The sequence below is a fragment of the Sphingomonas sp. Leaf357 genome (assembly GCF_001423845.1).
GTDB lineage: Bacteria > Pseudomonadota > Alphaproteobacteria > Sphingomonadales > Sphingomonadaceae > Sphingomonas.
Window position 1 is genome coordinate 156621 of sequence record NZ_LMPM01000001.1, and the last position, 18380, is coordinate 175000.

Genomic DNA, 18380 nt, shown 5'->3' on the forward strand with positions numbered 1-18380 from the left:
ACTGCAGACCGGAGAGACTGTAGCACAGCAAATCCCGGAACAAGTCCGGGATGACAGAGAGGTCTCACAAAATCGGGCTGGTCGCAAAGAACACGCATGACCTAGCTCGCCGGGCAGCCCGCCGGTTTGGGGCGCAGCAGCACGCGACCCGGCGCGGCGCCGGTGGACGCCCCGTTCGCCAGTGCGAGCTCGCCGTTCACGAACAGCGCCGTGACCCCGGCGCTCGGCACGCGGGGATGGACGTAATCGGCGCGCGGCGCGTAGCGGACGGGATCGAACACGACGACATCGGCGAAATAGCCGGCGCGGAGATAGCCGCGCCGGTCGAGCTTGTAGATATCGGCGGTCGCCCCGGTCGAGCGGCGGACGAAGTCGCGCAGCGAGATCACCTTCCGCTGGCGCACATAGACCTGATATTTGCGCGGGAAGGTGGCGTATTGGCGCGGATGGCCGTCCGACCCGTCCGAACTGGTGACGATCCACGGCTGCTTCATCAGCAGATCGACGTCGCGATCGGCCATGTTGAAGCTGGCGATGCCGACGCCGGCCGGTTCGGTGCCGGCGGCGTTGGGCACGCGCAGGATACGGATCGCCGCATCGACGGGATCGAGCTTCCACAAAGTCGCCATCTGGCCAAGCGTCTTGCCGGTCCAGGGCTGGCCGGCGCTGGTGAGCAGGATCGACTCCTTGCCGCCGCGACGGCGCAGGTTCTCCGCCATCTCGATCTTGAGCTTCGCCAAGGTCGCGGGATCGTCGAAGCGCGCGATCAGTTTCCTGTAGCCGCCATCGTTCGCCCAACGCGGGACGAGCGCGGCATCGACGCTGGAGCCGGACGCGAGCCAGGGATATTGATCGGCGGTGACGTCCTGCCCGGCGGCGCGGGCGGCGGCGATCGTCGCGATCAGCAACGGCGCCTGCCCCTGAAGATCGACGCCGAGCGCCTTCAGATGCGCGAAATGAACGGGCATTCTTGCCTGACGGCCGATCTCGATCGCCTCCTTCGTGCTGGCGATCAGGCCGATCGTGTAATTGGATTCGTCGCGCTGATGCGTATCGTAGATCCCGCCGCGGCTACCCGCCTCGCGCGCGACGGCGATCACCTCGTCCGTCCTGGCGAAACTTTGCGGAGCGTAGAACAGGCCGGTCGACAGGCCATACGCACCCTCGCACATGCCCTTCGCCGCCAGCGCCTGTTCGCGCGCGAGTTCGGCCGCGGTCGGCGCGCGATCGTCCTGCCCGAGCACGCGGCCACGGATCGTGCCGAAGCCGACGAACGGCACGAGGTTGGTGCCGATGCCGGCGGCGGTGAGCTTGCGCGCATCCTGCGCCACGTCCGGAGTGCCGCCACCGTCCACGCCGGTGACGATCGTCGATACGCCCTGCGCCAGCCAGGGCAGGTTGAGCCGCTGTTTCGCATCGGGCGAACGGATATAGGTATCGGGATGGGTATGCGCGTCGATCAGGCCGGGCGCGACGATCTTGCCCGTCGCATTGACGATCCGCGCGGCGGCGGTGCGGCGGGAGGGGCCGACATAGACGATGCGGTCGCCGGCGATCTCGACATCGCCGACGATCGGCGCGGTATCGGCACCGGTATAGATCGTTCCGCCGCGAATGACCGTGTCGATGCGCGGCGCGGCGAGCGCGGGCCCGGCACAGGCGACGACCAGAGCGGAGAGAGCGAGACGCTGGATCGACGGGGTCATCGGCGGGTCTTTCCTGGTGTCAGCGTGCGGCGCGCGGCGACATGCGCATCGACCGTCGCGCGCCCGAACAGCATAGGCTGCATCCGCCCGGCGATCCACGGCGCATAGAGATCGCGGTAATGCGGCGAGCGCGGATCGTTCGACTGGCCGGGCAGGTTGAGCATCAGCGAATTGTCCCACGCGCCGACATCGATCACCTGAAGATAGCTCGCCCCACCGCTCGCCCGCCAGCTCGGGCCGTTGCTGAGCCAGCGCGCCATGACGGTGTAGGAATCGCCGCCGGTACCTTCGCCCTGGATCGCCGGGAAGGCCGCGGCGATGGCAGGAATGCTGGCCAGCGGATGCACGATGCGGACCTGATGCAGCTTGCTCCAGCGCCACGCGGCGGGATCGGGGCCGAGCAATTCGAGCGCGGAGGCCCAGGCCGAGGCGAGCGCGGCATCGAACAGCGCATCGCGCGCCGCGACCGGGTTGGGGCCGAGGCGGGCGTCGGGATGCGCGAGCAGGCCGAGCAGCACCGACGGCGCGATTTCGGTAACGAGCGACTTGGCGCGGTCCGGCACGATCGCGGCGAGCAGGCGCTTGCCGAGATCGCGCCACAGGATCTGGAACAAAGCGGCCGGCGCGCTGTCGCCGTCGATCCGACCGTCCCATTCGCGCAGCAGATCGGCGGCATTCGAGCGGCGTTTCGGTAGCAGGGCAACGAGCTGGCGCGCGGGCGTGGAGAGCGTGTCGTGCTGCAGCGCGACGCTGTCGGCCAGCGTGTGCTTGTCCTGCTTGCTTAGCACATCGACGATGCGATTGTAGCGATACGGATCGCGGAACGAGAAAGCCGGGATGCGGTCGCGGGGCCAGCCGGCGGGCAGATTGTTCTGGTTGGCGGAGGCGAACCAGCCCTTGGCCGGATTGTATTCGCTGGGCAGCGCGGCGAAATCGCGCATGCCGGTCCAATCGTAACGGCCGTCGCCCGGCACCGGCAGCAGGCCCTCGCCCGTCTTGCGCACCGGCGCGAAGCCGATCACCTGCCAGCCGGTATTGCCGTCGATATCGGCATAATGGAAATTGGTCGGCGACGGATGCAGGCGGAACGCGGTGCGCAGCGACGCCCAGTCGTGCGCGAGGTTGATCGCGATCATCGCGAACGCGCCCGCGCCGCCCGGCTGCATCGCGACCGAGCCCATCACGGTGGCGCGGTGCCCGGCAGGATCGTGCGAAATGACCGGGCCGTGCACCGAATAGCGCAACGTCACGCGTCGCGGCGGCGCATCCTTGACCGGGATGTCCACCGCAACCTTCTTGAACGTCTTCCATCCGCCGTCATGCGCGTAGCGTTCGGGATCCTCGGCGTGCAGCGTGAGGACAAACAGATCCTCCTGATCAATGTGGAAATTGGTCCGGCCGAAGGCGAAGCGGTCGGTATGGCCCTGCATGATGCCGGGCAGACCGGGCGCGCCGCCACCGATCACGTCGAGGCCGGGTGCCGAGAGATGCGCGACGTGGCGCGGGCCGAACCCGCCGATGCCGAGATGCGGATCGTTGGCGAGGATCGCCCGGCCGGTGGCGCTACGCGACGGCGCGATCGTCCAGGCGTTGCTGCCGGCATTGGCGCGCTCGGTGGCGATGTCGGCGGGATCGACCGTCGGGGTGCCGGGGCCGAACGGCAGGCCGCCCAGCCGCATCACGCCGAAATCGGCCTCCGACACCTTGGAGACGTCCAGCCCCGGCGGGACCGCCATCGGCCATGGGGGGCTGAGCGGTGCCACGACCGCATCGAGATCGAGCAAACCGAGCGCGGCGAGCTGCGCGCGGCGGATCTCGTCATCGACATTGCCGATCGATCCGCCGCGCGCGAGGACGAGATCGCGCACGTCCCACTTCATCGGCGCGACGCCGAGGATGGTATATTCGAGCGGCAGCAGCGTGCGGTCGGCGGCGACTTCGTCTATCCGCGCATTGATGCCGGCGACATAGGCGCGCGCGCAGGCCAGCACGTCAGCGGGAATCCCGCGCAGTTCGGCGGCGAGATCGCCGCGATAGTGGAACAGCCGCGCGGTGGCATCGAATTTCGCGAAATCGGCACCGAACGCCTCCGCCATCAGCCCCATCTCGCGGCGGTGCGCGAAATCGATCTGGAACAGCCGGTCGCGCGCAACGACATAACCCTGGCCGAAGAACGCATCGGGAATCGATGCGGCGCGGATGTGCGGCACGCCGTAGACGTCGTCGACGATCTCGATTGGGGCGTGCAATCCGTGTATGGGCATGGCCGATATGTCCCGGGCGCTATCGGGGCTGGGCGCGCAGGCACTGGCGGAGAACCCCCAAGTCAATGCCAGCGTGGCGGCGGAGCCGTGCAGGAACACTCGACGGTCGATCATCGGCATGGTTCCGCTATCGTGAAGTCCGAACAAGCAGGCTAGTCTTACGCCAGCGGTTCCGACGTATGACAAGCACTGCGCAGACCATAAGCGATGTTTATGGCAGGTCTCCCCATAATCCAACGCTATAGGTCTATCACGTGAGGAATGGCGATCGGGCCTTGACGCTCGCGGTCGCCCACGCGCAGGTTCGCCGTTCCGACACGATCTGCGTCGCGGCCCGGGTGCGCGGGCCGGGCGACCGATCGGCGGACTGCCGCGGGAGGCAGCGGGACTCGACCGGCGATCATGGCCGGTGCGAAGACGAGTTGGATTTTAGGGGGCTTATATGACGACTTCAGGTCAATTCCGGCGGCACCGTTCGATGCTGGCGAGCTTTTCGAGCCTGGCGACCTTGATCGTCGCGGCCGGCATCGCCGCACCCGTCGCCGCGCAGACCGCCGATACGCCGGCCGCCGAGACGACGGAAACGCCCAGCGCGGACGACATCGTCGTCACCGGCACGCGCGTGGTGCGCGACGGCTTCCAGTCGCCGACGCCGCTGACCGTCGTGACGCGCGAGGAGATCCTGAACTCGTCGCCGTCGAACAACATCGCCGATTTCGTCAACCAGCTGCCATCGGTCGCCGGCTCGACCCGCCCCGCCAACTCGCGCCTCAACCTGTCGAGCGGCCAGGCCGGCATCAACACGATCAACCTGCGCAACCTCGGCGACAATCGCACGCTGATCCTGCTCGACGGCCGCCGCTCGGTCGGTTCGACGATCACCGGCCTGGTCGACGTCAACACCATTCCCCAGCAATTGGTGAAGAGCATCGAGGTGGTCACCGGCGGCGCCTCCGCCGCCTATGGGTCGGACGCGGTAGCCGGCGTCGTCAACTTCGTGCTCGACAAGAAATATACCGGGCTGAAGGGTGCGATCGACAGCGGCATCACCGACAAGGGCGACGGCCGCAACTATTCGGTCAGCCTGGCCGGCGGCCTGGCGTTCGGCAGCGAGAATCGCGGACATATCCTGCTCTCCGGCGAAGTCGCGCACCGCGACGGCATCTTTCAGGTCGATCGCGACTGGAACGCGACCGGCTATGTCCGCATCCAGGACCCAAACTGGACGGCCACCAGCACCACCCCGCAATTCCTGATCCGGCGTCAGGTCGGCGCGGCGAATTCCACGCCGGGCGGCCTGATCACCGGCAACAGCGTTCTCGCCGGTAGCGGCCTGACGGCGAACAATCTGCGCGGCATCTATTTCGGGCAGAGCGGCGCGCTCAACCAGTTTCAATACGGCGCGCTGACCTTCCCCTCCCCTACCGGCACCGCGGCGCCGACGCTGACGCAGGGCGGATCGTGGCAGGTGAACGATTCCGGCCGGCGGATCGGCCTGGATCCGAAAGACGACCGCTACGGTGTCTTCGGCCGGCTGAGCTACGAAGTCGCCGACGGCATCGAAATCTTCGCGGAAGGCGCGTACAACCAGCAGAAGATCTTCTTCAACGCCGGCCCCAACCTGGCGACCGGCATCGTCTATCAGCGCGACAACGCGTTCCTGATCAACGCGCTCGGTGCGAGCCGCCTGACCGGGATCAACACCGTGACGGTGGCGACGACCGCCGCCGACCTGCCATTCCGTGCGATCGACAATCGGCGCAAGGTGCAGCGTTACTCGATCGGCGCGGAGGGCGTCAGCGAACTGTTCGGCAAGCGCGCGACCTGGAACATCTATGCGCAATATGGCCGCGCCGACCTGCGCGAGCAGCTGCGCAACGTGATGAACATCACGCGCATGAACAACGCCACCGACGCGGTATTCGCCGCGGCGGGCAATCCGGGCAATTATGCGGCCGGTTCGATCCAGTGCCGCGTCAATGTCGACGCAGTCACCACCAACGACGACGCCGCCTGCGTGCCGCTCAATCGTCTGGGCATCAGCGTCGCCAATCCGGCGGCGATCGCCTATGTGCTGGGCAATCCGTATCGCGACGAAGTGACCGAACAATACAACGCCGCGGCGAACCTTTCGGTCACACCCTTCTCCACCTGGGCCGGCGATGTCAGCGTGGCCTTTGGCGGTGAATATCGCGAGGAAAAGATCCGTGGCTTCGTGCCGGCCGAGTTCCAGCCGACCGTGACCACGACGGCGACGACGAACCGCTGGTCGGTCGGCAATTACCTGCCCACCAACGGCAAGTACAACGTGAAGGAAGCCTATCTCGAGACCGTCGTTCCGCTGGGTCTGGGCATCGAGCTCAACGGTGCGGGGCGTGCGACCTGGTATTCGACCGCGGGTTACGTCACGACCTGGAAAGCCGGCGCGACCTGGCAGCCGATCCCCGACATCCGCTTCCGCGTGACGCGATCGCGCGACATCCGTGCCCCCAATCTGAACGAGCTGTATCAGGCCGGATCGGCCAACAGCGATTCGGTCCGCAACCCCGCCTACACCAGCGACGGGCTTAACGGTCCGGCGACCTTCGGCTATTCCGCCACGGTGACCGGCAATCTGAATCTGCTGCCTGAAAAAGCGGATCAGTGGAACATCGGCGCGGTGCTGTCGCCCCGCTTCCTGCGCGGCTTCAACCTGTCGGTCGATTATTACCGCATCAACCTGAAGAGCGGTATCAGCACGCTCGATGCACAGACCATCCTGAATCTGTGCTATCAGGGCGACCAGACGTACTGCGCCGCTTACACGCAGGATCCGTCCCGCTCCGCGCCCGGCCAGCCCTATCTGCTGTTCCGCAACCAGCCGTTCAACGCCGCCAGCCAGCTCACGCGAGGTGTCGACATCGATGCGTCCTATCGCTTCCCGCTGGACGCGATTTTCGCCAAGGCCGGGGGCAATTTCACGCTGCGCGGCGTGGCGACGCGCTATATCGAGAACCTGTTCAACAGCGGCATTCCGAACACGGTGGTGCTCAACACGGTCGGCGTGAATGGTGGACAGGGGTCGACGCCCAAGTGGATCTACCGCGTCAACGCGACTTACGACACGGACCATTTCTCGATCACCGCGACCGGGCGCGGCGTCAGCGCGGGCAAATACGTCGCCAACGGCATCGAATGCCAGACCGGCTGCCCGCTCTCGACCACCCTCTTCCCGACCTATGACAACAATCACGTCTCCGGGCTGTTCTACGCCGATCTCAATCTCACGACGAAGATCCGAGCCGGCGGGGCCGATGCTCAGCTGTTCTTCAACGTGACCAACCTGTTCGATCGCTGGCCGTTGCTGGTGCCAGAAACCGGTCTGGCGGCGAACTCGACCTATTCGGATCTGCTCGGCCGCCAGTTCCGCATCGGGGTCCGCTTCCAGACTCGATAGGGCGCGATGATCTGCACCGACCCGTTCGTTTCGCGCGAACGGGTCGGGTCAGACGATCAACTTGCCGCCGACGATCGCGAGCGTCGCGGCGAGCACAGTGCGCAGGATCCGCTCCGGGATGCGCGTCGAGACCAGGCTGCCGAGGATGATCCCCGGCACCGAGCCGATCAGCAGCGAGACGAGCAGCGCCGGATCGACCGAGCCCATCGCCCAATGCCCGGCACCGGCGACGAAGGTCAGCGGCACGGCATGCGCGATGTCCGATCCGACGAGGCGCACGGTCGGCAGGCGCGGATAGAGGATCAGCAAGGCGGTCATCCCCAGCGCGCCCGCGCCGACCGACGACAGCGACACCAGCACGCCAAGCGCCGCCCCGAGCAATATCGTCAGACGCGCGATACGCCGGTCCGACACCCGGTCGAGCGAGTGGCCGAAACGGGCGATGATGCGATTGCGGAACAGCATCGCGATCGCGGTGGCGATCAGCGCGAGGCCGAGCGTGATCGTGATCAGCCGCTCCGTGCCCTCGAAATGCGTGCCGGCAAAATGCAGCGAGACCAAGGTGACGAGAGTCGCCGGCACGCTGCCCAGCGCCATCCGGCGCACGATCTTCCAGTCGATCGAGCCGCCGATGCCGTGCACGACCGTGCCGACGCTCTTGGTCGCCGAGGCATACAGCAGATCGGTGCCGACCGCGGTCACCGGGTGAAAGCCGAACAGCAATACGAGCAGCGGCGTCATCAGCGATCCGCCGCCCACCCCGGTCATCCCGACCAGCAGGCCGACCGCGAACCCGGCCAGCGAATAGAGCAGATCGACGCCGATCATACCGATCGAGTTACGCCAGCGCGGGTCGAAATCGCGATCTTGCGGAGGATGGGAGACCTGTCGTTCATACGCCCTCCTCGCCCATGGTCGAATCGTACGCCGAGCGTGACGGATGCGCGGTGACGGCGCGAGGTAGATTTTCTGCCCCCCGACGAGGCCCAGCTAATCGGCGAGGGTGCGCCGGTAGGCCGCCAGGCGTGCGCCGGCCGCGTCGATCACCGCATCCTGCTTGGCGAAACACAGGCGGATGACGTGATCGTCCGGTGGCGTGACGTGGAAGGCCGACAGCGGGATCGCCGCGACCCCGGCGGCGGCAACGAGGTCTCGACAGACGCTGCGATCGTCCTGCGCGATGCCGGAGGCGGCGAGATCGACGCACAGGAAGTATGTGCCCTCGCTCGGCAGCACGGCATAGCCCGCATCTGTCAGCAGTGCCGCGAGCCGGTCCCGCCCGCGTTGGTAGCCCGCGCGCATCTGTCGGAAATAGGCATCGTCCTTGCCCAAGCCGTAAGCCACCGCGACCTGCAGATTGGGCGGCGTCGCGAACGTCAGAAACTGGTGGGCACGCGCAATCGGCCCCAGCAACGCGGAGTCTGCGACGACCAGCCCGACCTTCCACCCGGTCAGCGAGAAGATCTTGCCGGCCGACCCAATCTTCACGGCGCGCGCCGCCATGCCCGGCCGCGCGATCAGAGGCTGGTGGGTGCGGCCGTCGAACAGGACATGCTCCCACACCTCGTCGCAGATCGCGATCAGATCGTGGCGCACGCACAGGTCGGCCAGCGCATCGACCTCGCCCGCATCGAACACCCGCGCCACCGGGTTCATCGGATCGTTGAACATGATCAGGCGCGTATCCGGGCCGATCGCCGCCGCGATGTCGGCGATCGGCAGCCGCCAATCGGGCGGCGCGACGGAGACGAAGCGCGGCACCCCGCCGGCGCGCAGGATCAGCGGCACATAGGCGTCATAGGCCGGCTGGATGACGATCACCTGGTCGCCCGGCGTGATCAGCGCAATCAGCGCCGCCGCCAGCGCCTCGGTCGCGCCGGAGGTGACCAGGATGTTCGGCGCGCCGATATCGAGCCCCTGGAAGCGCCGGTAATGCTCCGCCGCCGCGTGGCGCAGCACGTCGAGACCCATCATCGGCGGATATTGGTTGGATCCGTGCAGCACCGCGTCGGCGGCGGCCTGCCGCACGTCGGTCGGGCCAGAATCGTCGGGAAATCCCTGACCGAGATTGATCGCATCGTGCCGGCGCGCGAGCAGCGACATCTCCTCAAAGATGCTCGTCGGCATATCGGCATAGAGCGGATTCATCCGTGCATCACGCGGGGGATGCGGCAGGGCGGGTGCGGAAGACCGGGATGTTCGCGCAAGATCGGTGCCCTCGTGTCGGCGACGGAATGGCTCGCACCGCGGCGCTACAGATACGACACCCGTGGCGGACGCGTCCAGCGGTCCCGGCGCGAGCGCGCACCTTCGGGCTGAGCCGCGAACATTGAACCTGTCCGACCGGCTTCAATGCCGTTAGCAGCTGTCGGCACGATCTCACGCTAGCGACGAGACTGATCATGCCCGCCCTCCACCTGACCGGCGTCGATCTGCGCCGGCTCCAGCAGATCGTCACCGGCTTGACCGAAGGGGTGATCCTCGTTTCGCCCGAGCAGGCGATATTGTGGGCGAACGATGCCGCGCTTCGGATGCACGGTGCTTCGCACATCCCCGATCTCGGCCGGACGATCGACGAATATCGCACGCGCTTTCGCCTGCGCTACCGCAACAACCACTGGCTGGAGGCGAACGACTATCCGCTCGAACGCGTGGTGGCGGGGGAGGCTTTCAACGAGGTGATAGTCGAGGTGATTCCGCAGGGCGAGGAGGAGCCGCGCTGGATTCACCAGATCCGCAGCCTGGTGCTGACCAACGCCGACGACGAGCCGGATCTGCTCGTGCTGGTGATGCAGGACGTGTCGCTGCGGTTCGAGGCGGAGGAACGGTTCGAGCAGACGTTCAACGCTAACCCGGCGCCGGCGGTGATCTGCCGCCTGTCCGACCAGCGCTTCGTGAAGGTCAATCTGGGCTTTCGCGAACTCACCGGCTGGCAGCGCGACGACGTGCTGGGGCGCAGCGTGTACGAGCTGGACGTGCTGGCCGACGCGACCGACCCCGATCTCGCCAAGGAACGGCTGCGCGAGGGCCGGACGATCCCGCAGATGCAGGTCGACCTGCGCTGTGCCGACGGCAGCCGCCGGCTCGCGATCGTCGGCGGACAGCCGATCGACCTGAACGACCAGCCGTGCATGCTGTTCACCTTCGCCGACCTCGAGCCGCGCCGCCAGACCGAGGGGGCGCTGCGCGAGAGCGAGGCGCGCGCGCACCGCACGTTCGAACTGGCCCCGATCGGCATGGCGATCGCCAGCCTGGACGGACACCGCTTCGTGCAGGGCAATGCCGCGTTCCTCGAACTGACCGGGCTGACCACCGACGAGATGACGCGCCAGACCGCGGGCGGGATCAAGCTGTGGGAGACGAGCGAGGCGCGCGCCGAGATCGAGGCCGAGATCACCCGCGACGGCGGATTCCAGGGCCGCGACGCGCAGTTGCAGCGCGCGGACGGGACGCGGATCGACGTGCTGGTATCCGCCGGGATCATCCCGATGCACGGCAGCGATTGCGTGCTGTGGGTGGTGCAGGACATCGCCGACCGCCGCCGCTCCGAACTCGAACTGATCGGCGCGATCGAGGCGGTGATGCGCGACACCAACTGGTTCAGCCGGATGATCGTGGAGAAGCTCGCCAACCTGCGCACGCCCGCGGCGCACCAGCATATCGTCGAGGTCGGATCGCTGACCGGGCGGGAGCGCGAGACGCTGAGCCTGATGTGCGAGGGACAGGACGATGCCGGGATCGCCGTGGCGATGGGGGTGTCGCGCAACACGGTGCGCAACAACGTCGCGCGGATCTACGCCAAGCTGGGCGTCAACCGGCGCGGCGCGGCGATCATCTGGGCGCGCGAGCGGGGATTTCCGCTGCCGTCATCGCGCGGGGCACCGATCGAAAAACGCTAGTTCTGGTTCAAATGCACTAAACGATTTGAGCAAAGCCGCTCTATTTCGCGCTCGGCCGATCCCTATCTGGGTCGGGCTGAACGATGCGGCAATCCCGCCGCATCCGTTCCGTCGCGAAAGGACCGCAGCATGGACGACGACCGCAGCATAGGTGCCGGCAGGCAGGTGAAGGGGTCGATCAAGGAAGCGATCGGCAAGATCACCGGCGATCGTTCGGCCGAGGCCGAAGGTGCCGCCGAGAAGGCGGCCGGCAAGGTCCAGTCCGCGCTCGGCAAGGCCAAGCAGGCCGCCCGCGACGCCAAGGGCAACTAGCACTCCGCCGGGGGTGTCCTCGCCCCCGCGCGCTCTTTTCAACAGGAAACCATCATGTCCCATGTCTACGAAGACCCGGCTTATGCCGGGAACGCCCCCGTGTCGCCCGGCCACATCGTCGATGCACCGGCGCATCGCGCATCGCGCATGTCCTGGCAGGCGGTGTTCGCCGGGGTGACGATCGCCATCGCCATTCAGATCGTGCTCGGCCTGCTCGGCACCGGCATCGGGATGAGCCTGGTCGATCCGGTCGCGGGCACGACGCCGAGCGCCAGCGGCCTGGGCATCGGCGCCGGCATCTGGTGGGTGCTGAGCACGATCGTCGCTCTCGCCGCCGGCAGCTATGCCGCCGCGCGCATCGCCGGCCTGGTCGAAGCGTTCGACGGAATGGTCCACGGCCTCGTCATCTGGGGCGTCACGCTGATCATCACGCTGTATCTGCTGACCTCGGCGGTCGGCAGCATCATCGGCGGCACGTTCCGCACGATCGGCGGCGTGGCCAGCGCGGCCGGCAGCAGCATCGGCGCGACCGCACCGACCGTCGCCAAGGCGGCGGGGATCGACGTCGAGGATCAGGCCTCGGCCTATCTCGACGCGGCCCCGGCCGATCCGGCGCTGATGACGCCGCAGGAAGCGCAGAAGGAAGTCGCCAAGCAACTGCCGGCGCTTGCCCGTGGCGGTGCCGACGGACGGAGTGCCGAAGCGCGGATCGTCGATATCGTCGCGGCACAGCGCAAGATCGCTCGTCCCGAGGCGCAGGCCCAGGTGACGCGCGCCAAGCAGCAGTTCGTCGCCGCCAAGGAAGCGACCGTCGAAACCGCCAAGAACGCGGCCGATGCGGGCGCGGGCGCGGCCGCCGGGACGTCGTTCACCGCATTCGCGGCCTTGCTCCTCGGGGCAGGTGCGGCCGGCTTCGCCGGGGCCACCGCCACGCGCCGCCGTCGCATCGTGCGCACCGCCTGACCGGCGGCGCATGGGAGGTCCGCCCCGCCCGACCGGGCGGGGCATGTGGAGCGTGCCCCGGACAGCGTATCCGACCGGGGCATGTCGGACCGGCGGCCGTCGTCTTCGGACAGCATCCAAAAGCGACGGTCGTCGTCATTCCGCGATCAGTTTCGAACACACCCTTCAAAAACACCAACTCGTTGAAGGACTACATCATGGACACGCATGAAATCACCGGTGGGATCAAGCAGGCCGCCGGCACGGTCGAGGAAAGCTTCGGTCGCGCGACCGGCGACCGCGCCACGGAATTGTCGGGCGCGGCGCGCAAGGTCGCAGGACAGGTCGAGGGGGCTTATGGCGACGCCGTCGACATCACCCGATCGACCATCGGCCACAGCCCGTTGCTGTCGCTCGGCCTGACCGCCGTCGCGGCGTTCACGCTCGGCGCGTTGGTCTCGGGTTTCGCCCGCAGCGCACCCCCCGCGCCGCCGGCCCGGCGCAAGCGCTGAGGCCGCGATGTCGGACAGCGAGGATCGCTATCTCGCCGAACGCGCCGAGACCAGCCGGCGGCTGGCCGAAGCCGCCACCGACACGGCGGCACGGCGGGCGCATCTGGCCCTGGCGGAGCGATACGAGCAACGCCGCGCGGCGGACCGCAGGGGTGACGATCCGTCACAGGAAGCGCCCGCCGCCGACGACTGAACCCGAACCGTTTTCCATGTTTCGCCCCCATCAGGGGCGAGCCAACCGGCGCCAGCGTCCCGATCATCGCGATGCGACGCCCCAATCGAAGAGGACCAAGACCATGACCAACAAGACGATCGCCCTCGTTTCCGCGCTTGCCGCCCTGTCGCTGTCGGCGTGCAACACCGTCAACGGCGCCGGCAAGGACATGAAATCGGCCGGCAGCGCCGTCTCCAAATCGTCCGGCAAGGACGGCAAGAAGAACTAGGACGGATCAACCTCCAGCATTCTTCCGTCACCCCGGGCCTGTTCCGGGGTGACGGCGAATGGATCGCACGCTGTACGCCACGGCTGACTGTCGGTCGGCCTTAGGGGTGATCGAGATTTAGGGTCGCGCGAAGGCGCGAAGGCGCGAAGGCGCGAAGAAGGGGGTCGCGCGGAGACGCAGAGGTGTCGAGCCGCACCGGCCGCCCTTCGTCCTAGGTGTGAGCCCATATAGCGACGAGGCGGACGGGTGGGGCTGCGGCATTCGGCTGCACAGCCCGATTGCGACAGGCCATACACTGTTATGAGGGGTAGATGAGCCCTTCCACACAGCCGAATCACACCTACGCCGTGGAGTTTCGCTTCTATGGCGAGGCGCTCGACCTGGCAGAGGTTTCGTCGATCATGGGCCTTCAGGCCACCAACTCGTCACACGATGAACCGATCGGCAAACGACCGAAACTGTCGTTCCGGGGGCTGTAACGGAAGCGACGATCCTCAGTTTCAGGAAGAGTGCAGTCCTTGGAGGATGGCCTGGCTTTGGTCGTGCGCAGGTTGAAGCCTTATCGATCGATCATCACCGGGCTGTCTGATCGGTTCGAAGGAATCTGATGGTGTGGGCATTTCCAGTTCAGCTTTGACGGCGGTCCCACTTAGTCATCGGGACTCCTCGCCGACGTGGCGAGCTTTGGATCTCCGCTCTTTTTCGACACCTACCACACCGGCAACGATGGCAGCTTATAGACGATCGAGCCTACGATGCTGACCGCATCCGCGTGCTGATCCAGGATAGCGTCGCGACGCCCAACATTCCGCCGAAGAGCAACCGCCGTTGGAAGCCATGCCTCATCAAGCGGCTCTACCGCGAGCGCAACCCGATCGAGAGTTTCCTGCGCTTCCGCCGGGTAGCCACCCGCTACGACAAGCTCGCCGCCAACTTCTTCGCTATGATCCAGCTCTCCCCAACGCGCCTGTGGCTTCGCGCTTACGAGTCTGCGGCCCAGACCGTTGAAGATCGGAATGCGCCTCCGAGCGCGACACCATTCCGCGTCCTCCGCGCCTCCGCGCGAACCACGACCTTCGCGCCTTTGCGGCTTCGCGTGAACCGACGCCATCTGTCGCTGAATGTCGATCTGATCGAGCTATCGCCGCTATTTGGGGGCGGACGGCCCGACCAGGGATCCCCGGCCGGGCGCGCCTGCCGGGGTCTTGTTCGCGCCTCTCGTTCACCCCGGCTGTAGCGCGGCGGCAATATCCGAGGCGAAGCGGGCGATATCGAAGCGGGCCATGCCGGGATCCTCGCCACGCCGGACGATCACCAAACGCCGCGACGGGATGACCATCACATATTGCCCGCGATTGCCCTGGGCCGCGAAGGTGCCTTCTGGAAGGCCCTGTTTCGGGCCGAACAGCCACATCGTCGCGCCATAGCCCGGCCCGTTCGCCGGCTGCGGGCCGCTGGCCGTCGTGATCCGGCGCATCCATCCCTCGGGTAGCAGGCGCTGCCCTGCCCAGGCCCCGTCCTGCGACCAGAACAACCCCAGCCGGGCCAGATCGCGTGCCGTCGACCAGATCTGACTGGAGAGGATGTAATTGCCGTGCCAATCGGTCTCCGCGACGGTGTGCGACATGCCAAGCGTACCGAACAGACGCTCCGGCAATGCGCGATAGCGCTCCTCACCGATCGCCAGGCGTGTGGCATACACCGCCAGAAGGATATCGTTGTTGGCATAGCGGAAGCGGGTGCCCGGCAGAGCTTCCAGGGGCCAGGACACCGTTTGCTCGTCGACGGTGCCGCCGCCGAAATAGACCGCGTCGGTGCGGTTGCCCGCGGTGTCGCTGTGCAGGCCGGAGGCCATGCGCAGCAGGTGATCGAGCCTGATCGCCCGGCGTGGATCACCGGCCCGCCACTGCGGGATCGACACGGGGGCATCGATCGCGCCCGCATTGGCCATGCCGATCAGCGTGCCGGCGATCGACTTGCCGACGGACCAGGTGCGGTTGGACACGAACGGCCCGAAACCGTGGCCATAACGCTCGGCGACGATGCGGCCATCCTGCACCACGACCACGCCGATCGTCTTGCTGCCGACGCCGTACGCAGCCTCGAACGCCTTGCCGACGACCTGGGCCAGCGCGGCGGACGGGTGCGGCACGATGCCGGCGTCGCCCTGCGGCCAGCGCCGGGCATCCGCGCCCGCGATGCCCGACGCGCGTGCCGACGTGGCGCCGGCGGGGGCCATGCTGCCGATCGGCAGGCTCACGCAGCCATGGCCTTCGGACCAGGTCGATCGGCGCGGCGGCAGGTTCGGATCGAACGCCACCGCGACCGAGCGGCGTCCGCGATCCACGTCCGCCGTCAGCGTCGGCACGATGGCGTCATATTCGGGATAGATGCCGGCCAGTTCGTCGGCATCGATCTGGCTGGGCGTGCGGCCGGCGTTGAACAGTCCGGAGCAATAGAGCGCGGCCTTGTAGCCGGCCGCCACCGCGCGCTGATAGGCCCCGGCGGACGGCTGAGCGACGATCTGGGCATCGGCCGGCACCGACAGGAGCAGGGCGACCCAGGCTGTTTTGAGGATCCGCATGACGCACCATCCCACCCCGTCGGCGGTTCGGCAATGCGTTTCCCGACGCCGCGCGCCCGGCCGCTGCCGGCGCGCCCGCTTGGGAATATCAACTGGCGCTCGGCTTGAAATCGCCGGCGGAAAGCGGGATGCGCCCGCTCAGGCGGATGACCATATCGGGTGTCGCGTCGCCACCGAGGTCGATCTCGACCAGCGTCTCGCCGCCATCGTACCGCGCCCGCACCTGACCGACACCGGTGAACGCGGCCGTACCGACGAACACCAGCGGCCGGAGCGGCGAAAGCGCGGAAAGATCGATCCGGTCGCCCTCCGCCGGCGAGAAATCGGTGATCCAGTCCTCGGTCGCGGTGGTGGTGCCGCTATCGGTGCGGGTGACATAGGAGATCGGATGAGACGTGCTTAGGGGCGTTGGACCCCGTCAACTCATGGAAAAAGATCAAAAAAAAGCCGCCGCAGGATGTCCTGGGCGGATTTGGGATTGTGGTGATTGGTTGCGGGGACAGGATTTGAACCTGTGACCTTCAGGTTATGAGCCTGACGNAAAAAGCCGCCGCAGGATGTCCTGGGCGGATTTGGGATTGTGGTGATTGGTTGCGGGGACAGGATTTGAACCTGTGACCTTCAGGTTATGAGCCTGACGAGCTACCGGGCTGCTCCACCCCGCGCCAAGAGTCCCTTGGGTCCGTTTTGWTTGCGGACGAGGGTATGTGACATGTGAATGGGTTCTTTTGATATTCGTGCTGCTCACCGGCTACAATGCCTGGCGACGACCTACTCTTCCATCGCTTGAGCGATAGTACCATCGGCGCAGTCAGGTTTCACGGCCGAGTTCGGGATGGGATCGGGTGGGGCACTGACGCTATAGCCACCAAGCAATGAAGCCGGTGAGCGGCAAGAAGTTCTGTTAAAATCGATGCACGTCTATGCAGTGAAGGCATGGTAGTTGTTTATTAGGCGTGAGCTTAATCATCCGCACACGATCTCTGACATGCTGGTCACCCAGTGCTGTCGTTGATGGTGGGACTCTCAATTCTTCTTGAAAGTAATACTTTCAAGAAAACTTGTTCAAGCGCAAATAGAGCAATTAGTATCGGTTAGCTCCATGCGTTACCGCACTTCTACATCCGATCTATCAACGTCGTGGTCTCCGACGGCTCTATGAAATCTTATCTCGAGGGAGGCTTCCCGCTTAGATGCTTTCAGCGGTTATCCCGTCCATACATAGCTACCCTGCTGCGCTCTTGGCAGAACGACAGGTACACCAGAGGTATGTTCAACCCGGTCCTCTCGTACTAGGGTCAACTCCTCTCAAATTTCGACGCCCACGGCAGATAGGGACCAAACTGTCTCGCGACGTTCTGAACCCAGCTCACGTACCACTTTAATTGGCGAACAGCCAAACCCTTGGGACCTGCTCCAGCCCCAGGATGTGATGAGCCGACATCGAGGTGCCAAACAACCCCGTCGATATGAGCTCTTGGGGGTTATCAGCCTGTTATCCCCGGCGTACCTTTTATCCGTTGAGCGATGGCCCTTCCACGAGGGACCACCGGATCACTATGACCGACTTTCGTCTCTGCTCGACTTGTCAGTCTCGCAGTCAGGCGGGCTTATGCCATTGCACTCTAACAGACGGTTTCCAACCGTCCTGAGCCCACCATCGCGCGCCTCCGTTACTCTTTAGGAGGCGACCGCCCCAGTCAAACTACCCGCCACAGAGGGTCCCCGATCCAGTTTCATGGATCTGGGTTAGACATCAGAAAACAACAGGGTGGTATTTCACCTATGGCTCCACGTCAGCTGGCGCCGACGCTTCAAAGCCTCCCACCTATGCTACACAGTTCTTTCCTAATGCCACTCTGAAGCTGCAGTAAAGGTGCACGGGGTCTTTCCGTCTAACCGCGGGTACTCCGCATCTTCACGGAGAATTCAATTTCGCTGAGCATGTCCTGGAGACAGTGGGGAAGTCGTTACGCCATTCGTGCAGGTCGGAACTTACCCGACAAGGAATTTCGCTACCTTAGGACCGTTATAGTTACGGCCGCCGTTTACCTGGGCTTCATTTCGCAGCTTGCACCACTCCACTTAACCTTCAGGCACCGGGCAGGCGTCAGGCCCTATACGTCGTCTTGAAGCCGACTTAGCAGAGCCCTGTGTTTTTGCTAAACAGTCGCTACCCCCTGGCCTGTGCCCCCTCAAATGGCTTGCGCCGAGTGAGGGCCTCCTTCTTCCGAAGGTACGGAGGCAATTTGCCGAGTTCCTTCAGGACACTTCTCTCAAGC

Annotated in this window: 14 protein-coding genes, 1 tRNA gene, 2 rRNA genes and 1 pseudogene (1 of these 18 only partly in view); 9 read left to right on the forward strand and 9 right to left on the reverse strand. The window is 65.9% G+C overall.

Annotated elements, in window-relative coordinates:
• Positions 1–101: 101 nt before the first annotated feature.
• Both ASG11_RS00800 and ASG11_RS00805 read right to left on the reverse strand, forming a co-directional pair.
• Positions 102–1706 (reverse strand): N-acyl-D-amino-acid deacylase family protein, encoded by a 1605-nt coding sequence (locus ASG11_RS00800; RefSeq protein WP_236697335.1) that lies wholly within the window; start codon positions 1704–1706, stop codon positions 102–104.
• Positions 1703–4084, reverse strand: coding sequence for a penicillin acylase family protein (locus tag ASG11_RS00805; protein ID WP_055779973.1), 2382 nt, complete (start codon positions 4082–4084; stop codon positions 1703–1705). Before ASG11_RS00805 ends, ASG11_RS00800 begins: the two co-directional genes overlap by 4 nt.
• A 328-nt stretch (positions 4085–4412) precedes the next feature.
• On the opposite strand from ASG11_RS00805, the gene ASG11_RS00810 reads away from it, so the two are divergent.
• A complete protein-coding gene (locus ASG11_RS00810; RefSeq protein WP_055774038.1) occupies positions 4413–7406 on the forward strand; it encodes a TonB-dependent receptor plug domain-containing protein in 2994 nt (997 codons plus the stop codon).
• Positions 7407–7454: 48 nt separating this feature from the next.
• On the opposite strand, the gene ASG11_RS00815 is transcribed toward ASG11_RS00810, so the two are convergent.
• Positions 7455–8234 carry a sulfite exporter TauE/SafE family protein gene (locus ASG11_RS00815; RefSeq protein ID WP_055774039.1) on the reverse strand — a complete coding sequence of 260 codons (780 nt, stop codon included), beginning with the start codon at positions 8232–8234 and terminating at the stop codon, positions 7455–7457.
• 162 nt (positions 8235–8396) lie between these two features.
• Complete coding sequence (locus tag ASG11_RS00820; protein ID WP_055774041.1) at positions 8397–9554, reverse strand: aminotransferase; 1158 nt, start codon at positions 9552–9554, stop codon at positions 8397–8399.
• A 254-nt stretch (positions 9555–9808) separates the two neighbouring features.
• Between ASG11_RS00820 and ASG11_RS00825 the strand changes: the two genes are divergently transcribed.
• The 8 genes and pseudogenes from ASG11_RS00825 to ASG11_RS19120 form a co-directional block, all read left to right on the forward strand.
• Positions 9809–11305, forward strand: a complete 1497-nt coding sequence (locus ASG11_RS00825) for a PAS domain S-box protein (RefSeq protein WP_055774043.1) — start codon at positions 9809–9811, stop codon at positions 11303–11305.
• Between the two features lie 129 nt (positions 11306–11434).
• A complete protein-coding gene (locus ASG11_RS00830; protein WP_055774044.1) occupies positions 11435–11617 on the forward strand; it encodes a CsbD family protein in 183 nt (60 codons plus the stop codon).
• A 54-nt stretch (positions 11618–11671) separates the two neighbouring features.
• Positions 11672–12580, forward strand: a complete 909-nt coding sequence (locus ASG11_RS00835) for a hypothetical protein (protein ID WP_055774046.1) — start codon at positions 11672–11674, stop codon at positions 12578–12580.
• A 197-nt stretch (positions 12581–12777) separates the two neighbouring features.
• Positions 12778–13071, forward strand: coding sequence for a CsbD family protein (locus tag ASG11_RS00840; protein WP_055779976.1), 294 nt, complete (start codon positions 12778–12780; stop codon positions 13069–13071).
• A gap of 7 nt (positions 13072–13078) precedes the next feature.
• A complete protein-coding gene (locus ASG11_RS00845) occupies positions 13079–13264 on the forward strand; it encodes a hypothetical protein (protein ID WP_055774048.1) in 186 nt (61 codons plus the stop codon).
• A 103-nt stretch (positions 13265–13367) separates the two neighbouring features.
• Positions 13368–13514, forward strand: a complete 147-nt coding sequence (locus ASG11_RS18175) for an entericidin A/B family lipoprotein (RefSeq protein WP_082472519.1) — start codon at positions 13368–13370, stop codon at positions 13512–13514.
• 311 nt (positions 13515–13825) lie between these two features.
• On the forward strand, positions 13826–13993 hold the full coding sequence (locus ASG11_RS18525) for a hypothetical protein (RefSeq protein ID WP_156363598.1): 168 nt from the start codon (positions 13826–13828) through the stop codon (positions 13991–13993).
• Positions 13994–14247: 254 nt separating this feature from the next.
• Positions 14248–14511 (forward strand): annotated as a pseudogene (locus ASG11_RS19120) (IS5/IS1182 family transposase); the annotation flags it as partial.
• Between the two features lie 225 nt (positions 14512–14736).
• Here ASG11_RS19120 and ASG11_RS00855 read toward each other — a convergent pair.
• The 5 genes from ASG11_RS00855 to ASG11_RS00875 all read right to left on the reverse strand — a co-directional run.
• Positions 14737–16098 carry a serine hydrolase domain-containing protein gene (locus ASG11_RS00855; RefSeq protein WP_055774050.1) on the reverse strand — a complete coding sequence of 454 codons (1362 nt, stop codon included), beginning with the start codon at positions 16096–16098 and terminating at the stop codon, positions 14737–14739.
• 88 nt (positions 16099–16186) lie between these two features.
• On the reverse strand, positions 16187–16483 hold the full coding sequence (locus ASG11_RS18535; protein WP_156363599.1) for a M10 family metallopeptidase C-terminal domain-containing protein: 297 nt from the start codon (positions 16481–16483) through the stop codon (positions 16187–16189).
• 203 nt (positions 16484–16686) lie between these two features.
• Positions 16687–16763, reverse strand: a tRNA-Met gene (locus ASG11_RS00865).
• A gap of 93 nt (positions 16764–16856) precedes the next feature.
• Positions 16857–16971: ribosomal RNA gene (gene rrf / locus ASG11_RS00870) — 5S ribosomal RNA — on the reverse strand.
• 191 nt (positions 16972–17162) lie between these two features.
• Positions 17163–18380: ribosomal RNA gene (locus ASG11_RS00875) — 23S ribosomal RNA — on the reverse strand; it runs 1588 nt beyond the window's last position.

Coding starts and splice junctions, on each gene's coding strand:
- ASG11_RS00800 (WP_236697335.1), bottom strand. CDS start 1,706: ATGACCCCGTCGATCCAGCGTCTCGCTCTCTCCGCTCTGGTCGTCGCC.
- ASG11_RS00805 (WP_055779973.1), bottom strand. CDS start 4,084: ATGATCGACCGTCGAGTGTTCCTGCACGGCTCCGCCGCCACGCTGGCA.
- ASG11_RS00810 (WP_055774038.1), top strand. CDS start 4,413: ATGACGACTTCAGGTCAATTCCGGCGGCACCGTTCGATGCTGGCGAGC.
- ASG11_RS00815 (WP_055774039.1), bottom strand. CDS start 8,234: ATGATCGGCGTCGATCTGCTCTATTCGCTGGCCGGGTTCGCGGTCGGC.
- ASG11_RS00820 (WP_055774041.1), bottom strand. CDS start 9,554: ATGAATCCGCTCTATGCCGATATGCCGACGAGCATCTTTGAGGAGATG.
- ASG11_RS00825 (WP_055774043.1), top strand. CDS start 9,809: ATGCCCGCCCTCCACCTGACCGGCGTCGATCTGCGCCGGCTCCAGCAG.
- ASG11_RS00830 (WP_055774044.1), top strand. CDS start 11,435: ATGGACGACGACCGCAGCATAGGTGCCGGCAGGCAGGTGAAGGGGTCG.
- ASG11_RS00835 (WP_055774046.1), top strand. CDS start 11,672: ATGTCCCATGTCTACGAAGACCCGGCTTATGCCGGGAACGCCCCCGTG.
- ASG11_RS00840 (WP_055779976.1), top strand. CDS start 12,778: ATGGACACGCATGAAATCACCGGTGGGATCAAGCAGGCCGCCGGCACG.
- ASG11_RS00845 (WP_055774048.1), top strand. CDS start 13,079: ATGTCGGACAGCGAGGATCGCTATCTCGCCGAACGCGCCGAGACCAGC.
- ASG11_RS18175 (WP_082472519.1), top strand. CDS start 13,368: ATGACCAACAAGACGATCGCCCTCGTTTCCGCGCTTGCCGCCCTGTCG.
- ASG11_RS18525 (WP_156363598.1), top strand. CDS start 13,826: ATGAGCCCTTCCACACAGCCGAATCACACCTACGCCGTGGAGTTTCGC.
- ASG11_RS00855 (WP_055774050.1), bottom strand. CDS start 16,098: ATGCGGATCCTCAAAACAGCCTGGGTCGCCCTGCTCCTGTCGGTGCCG.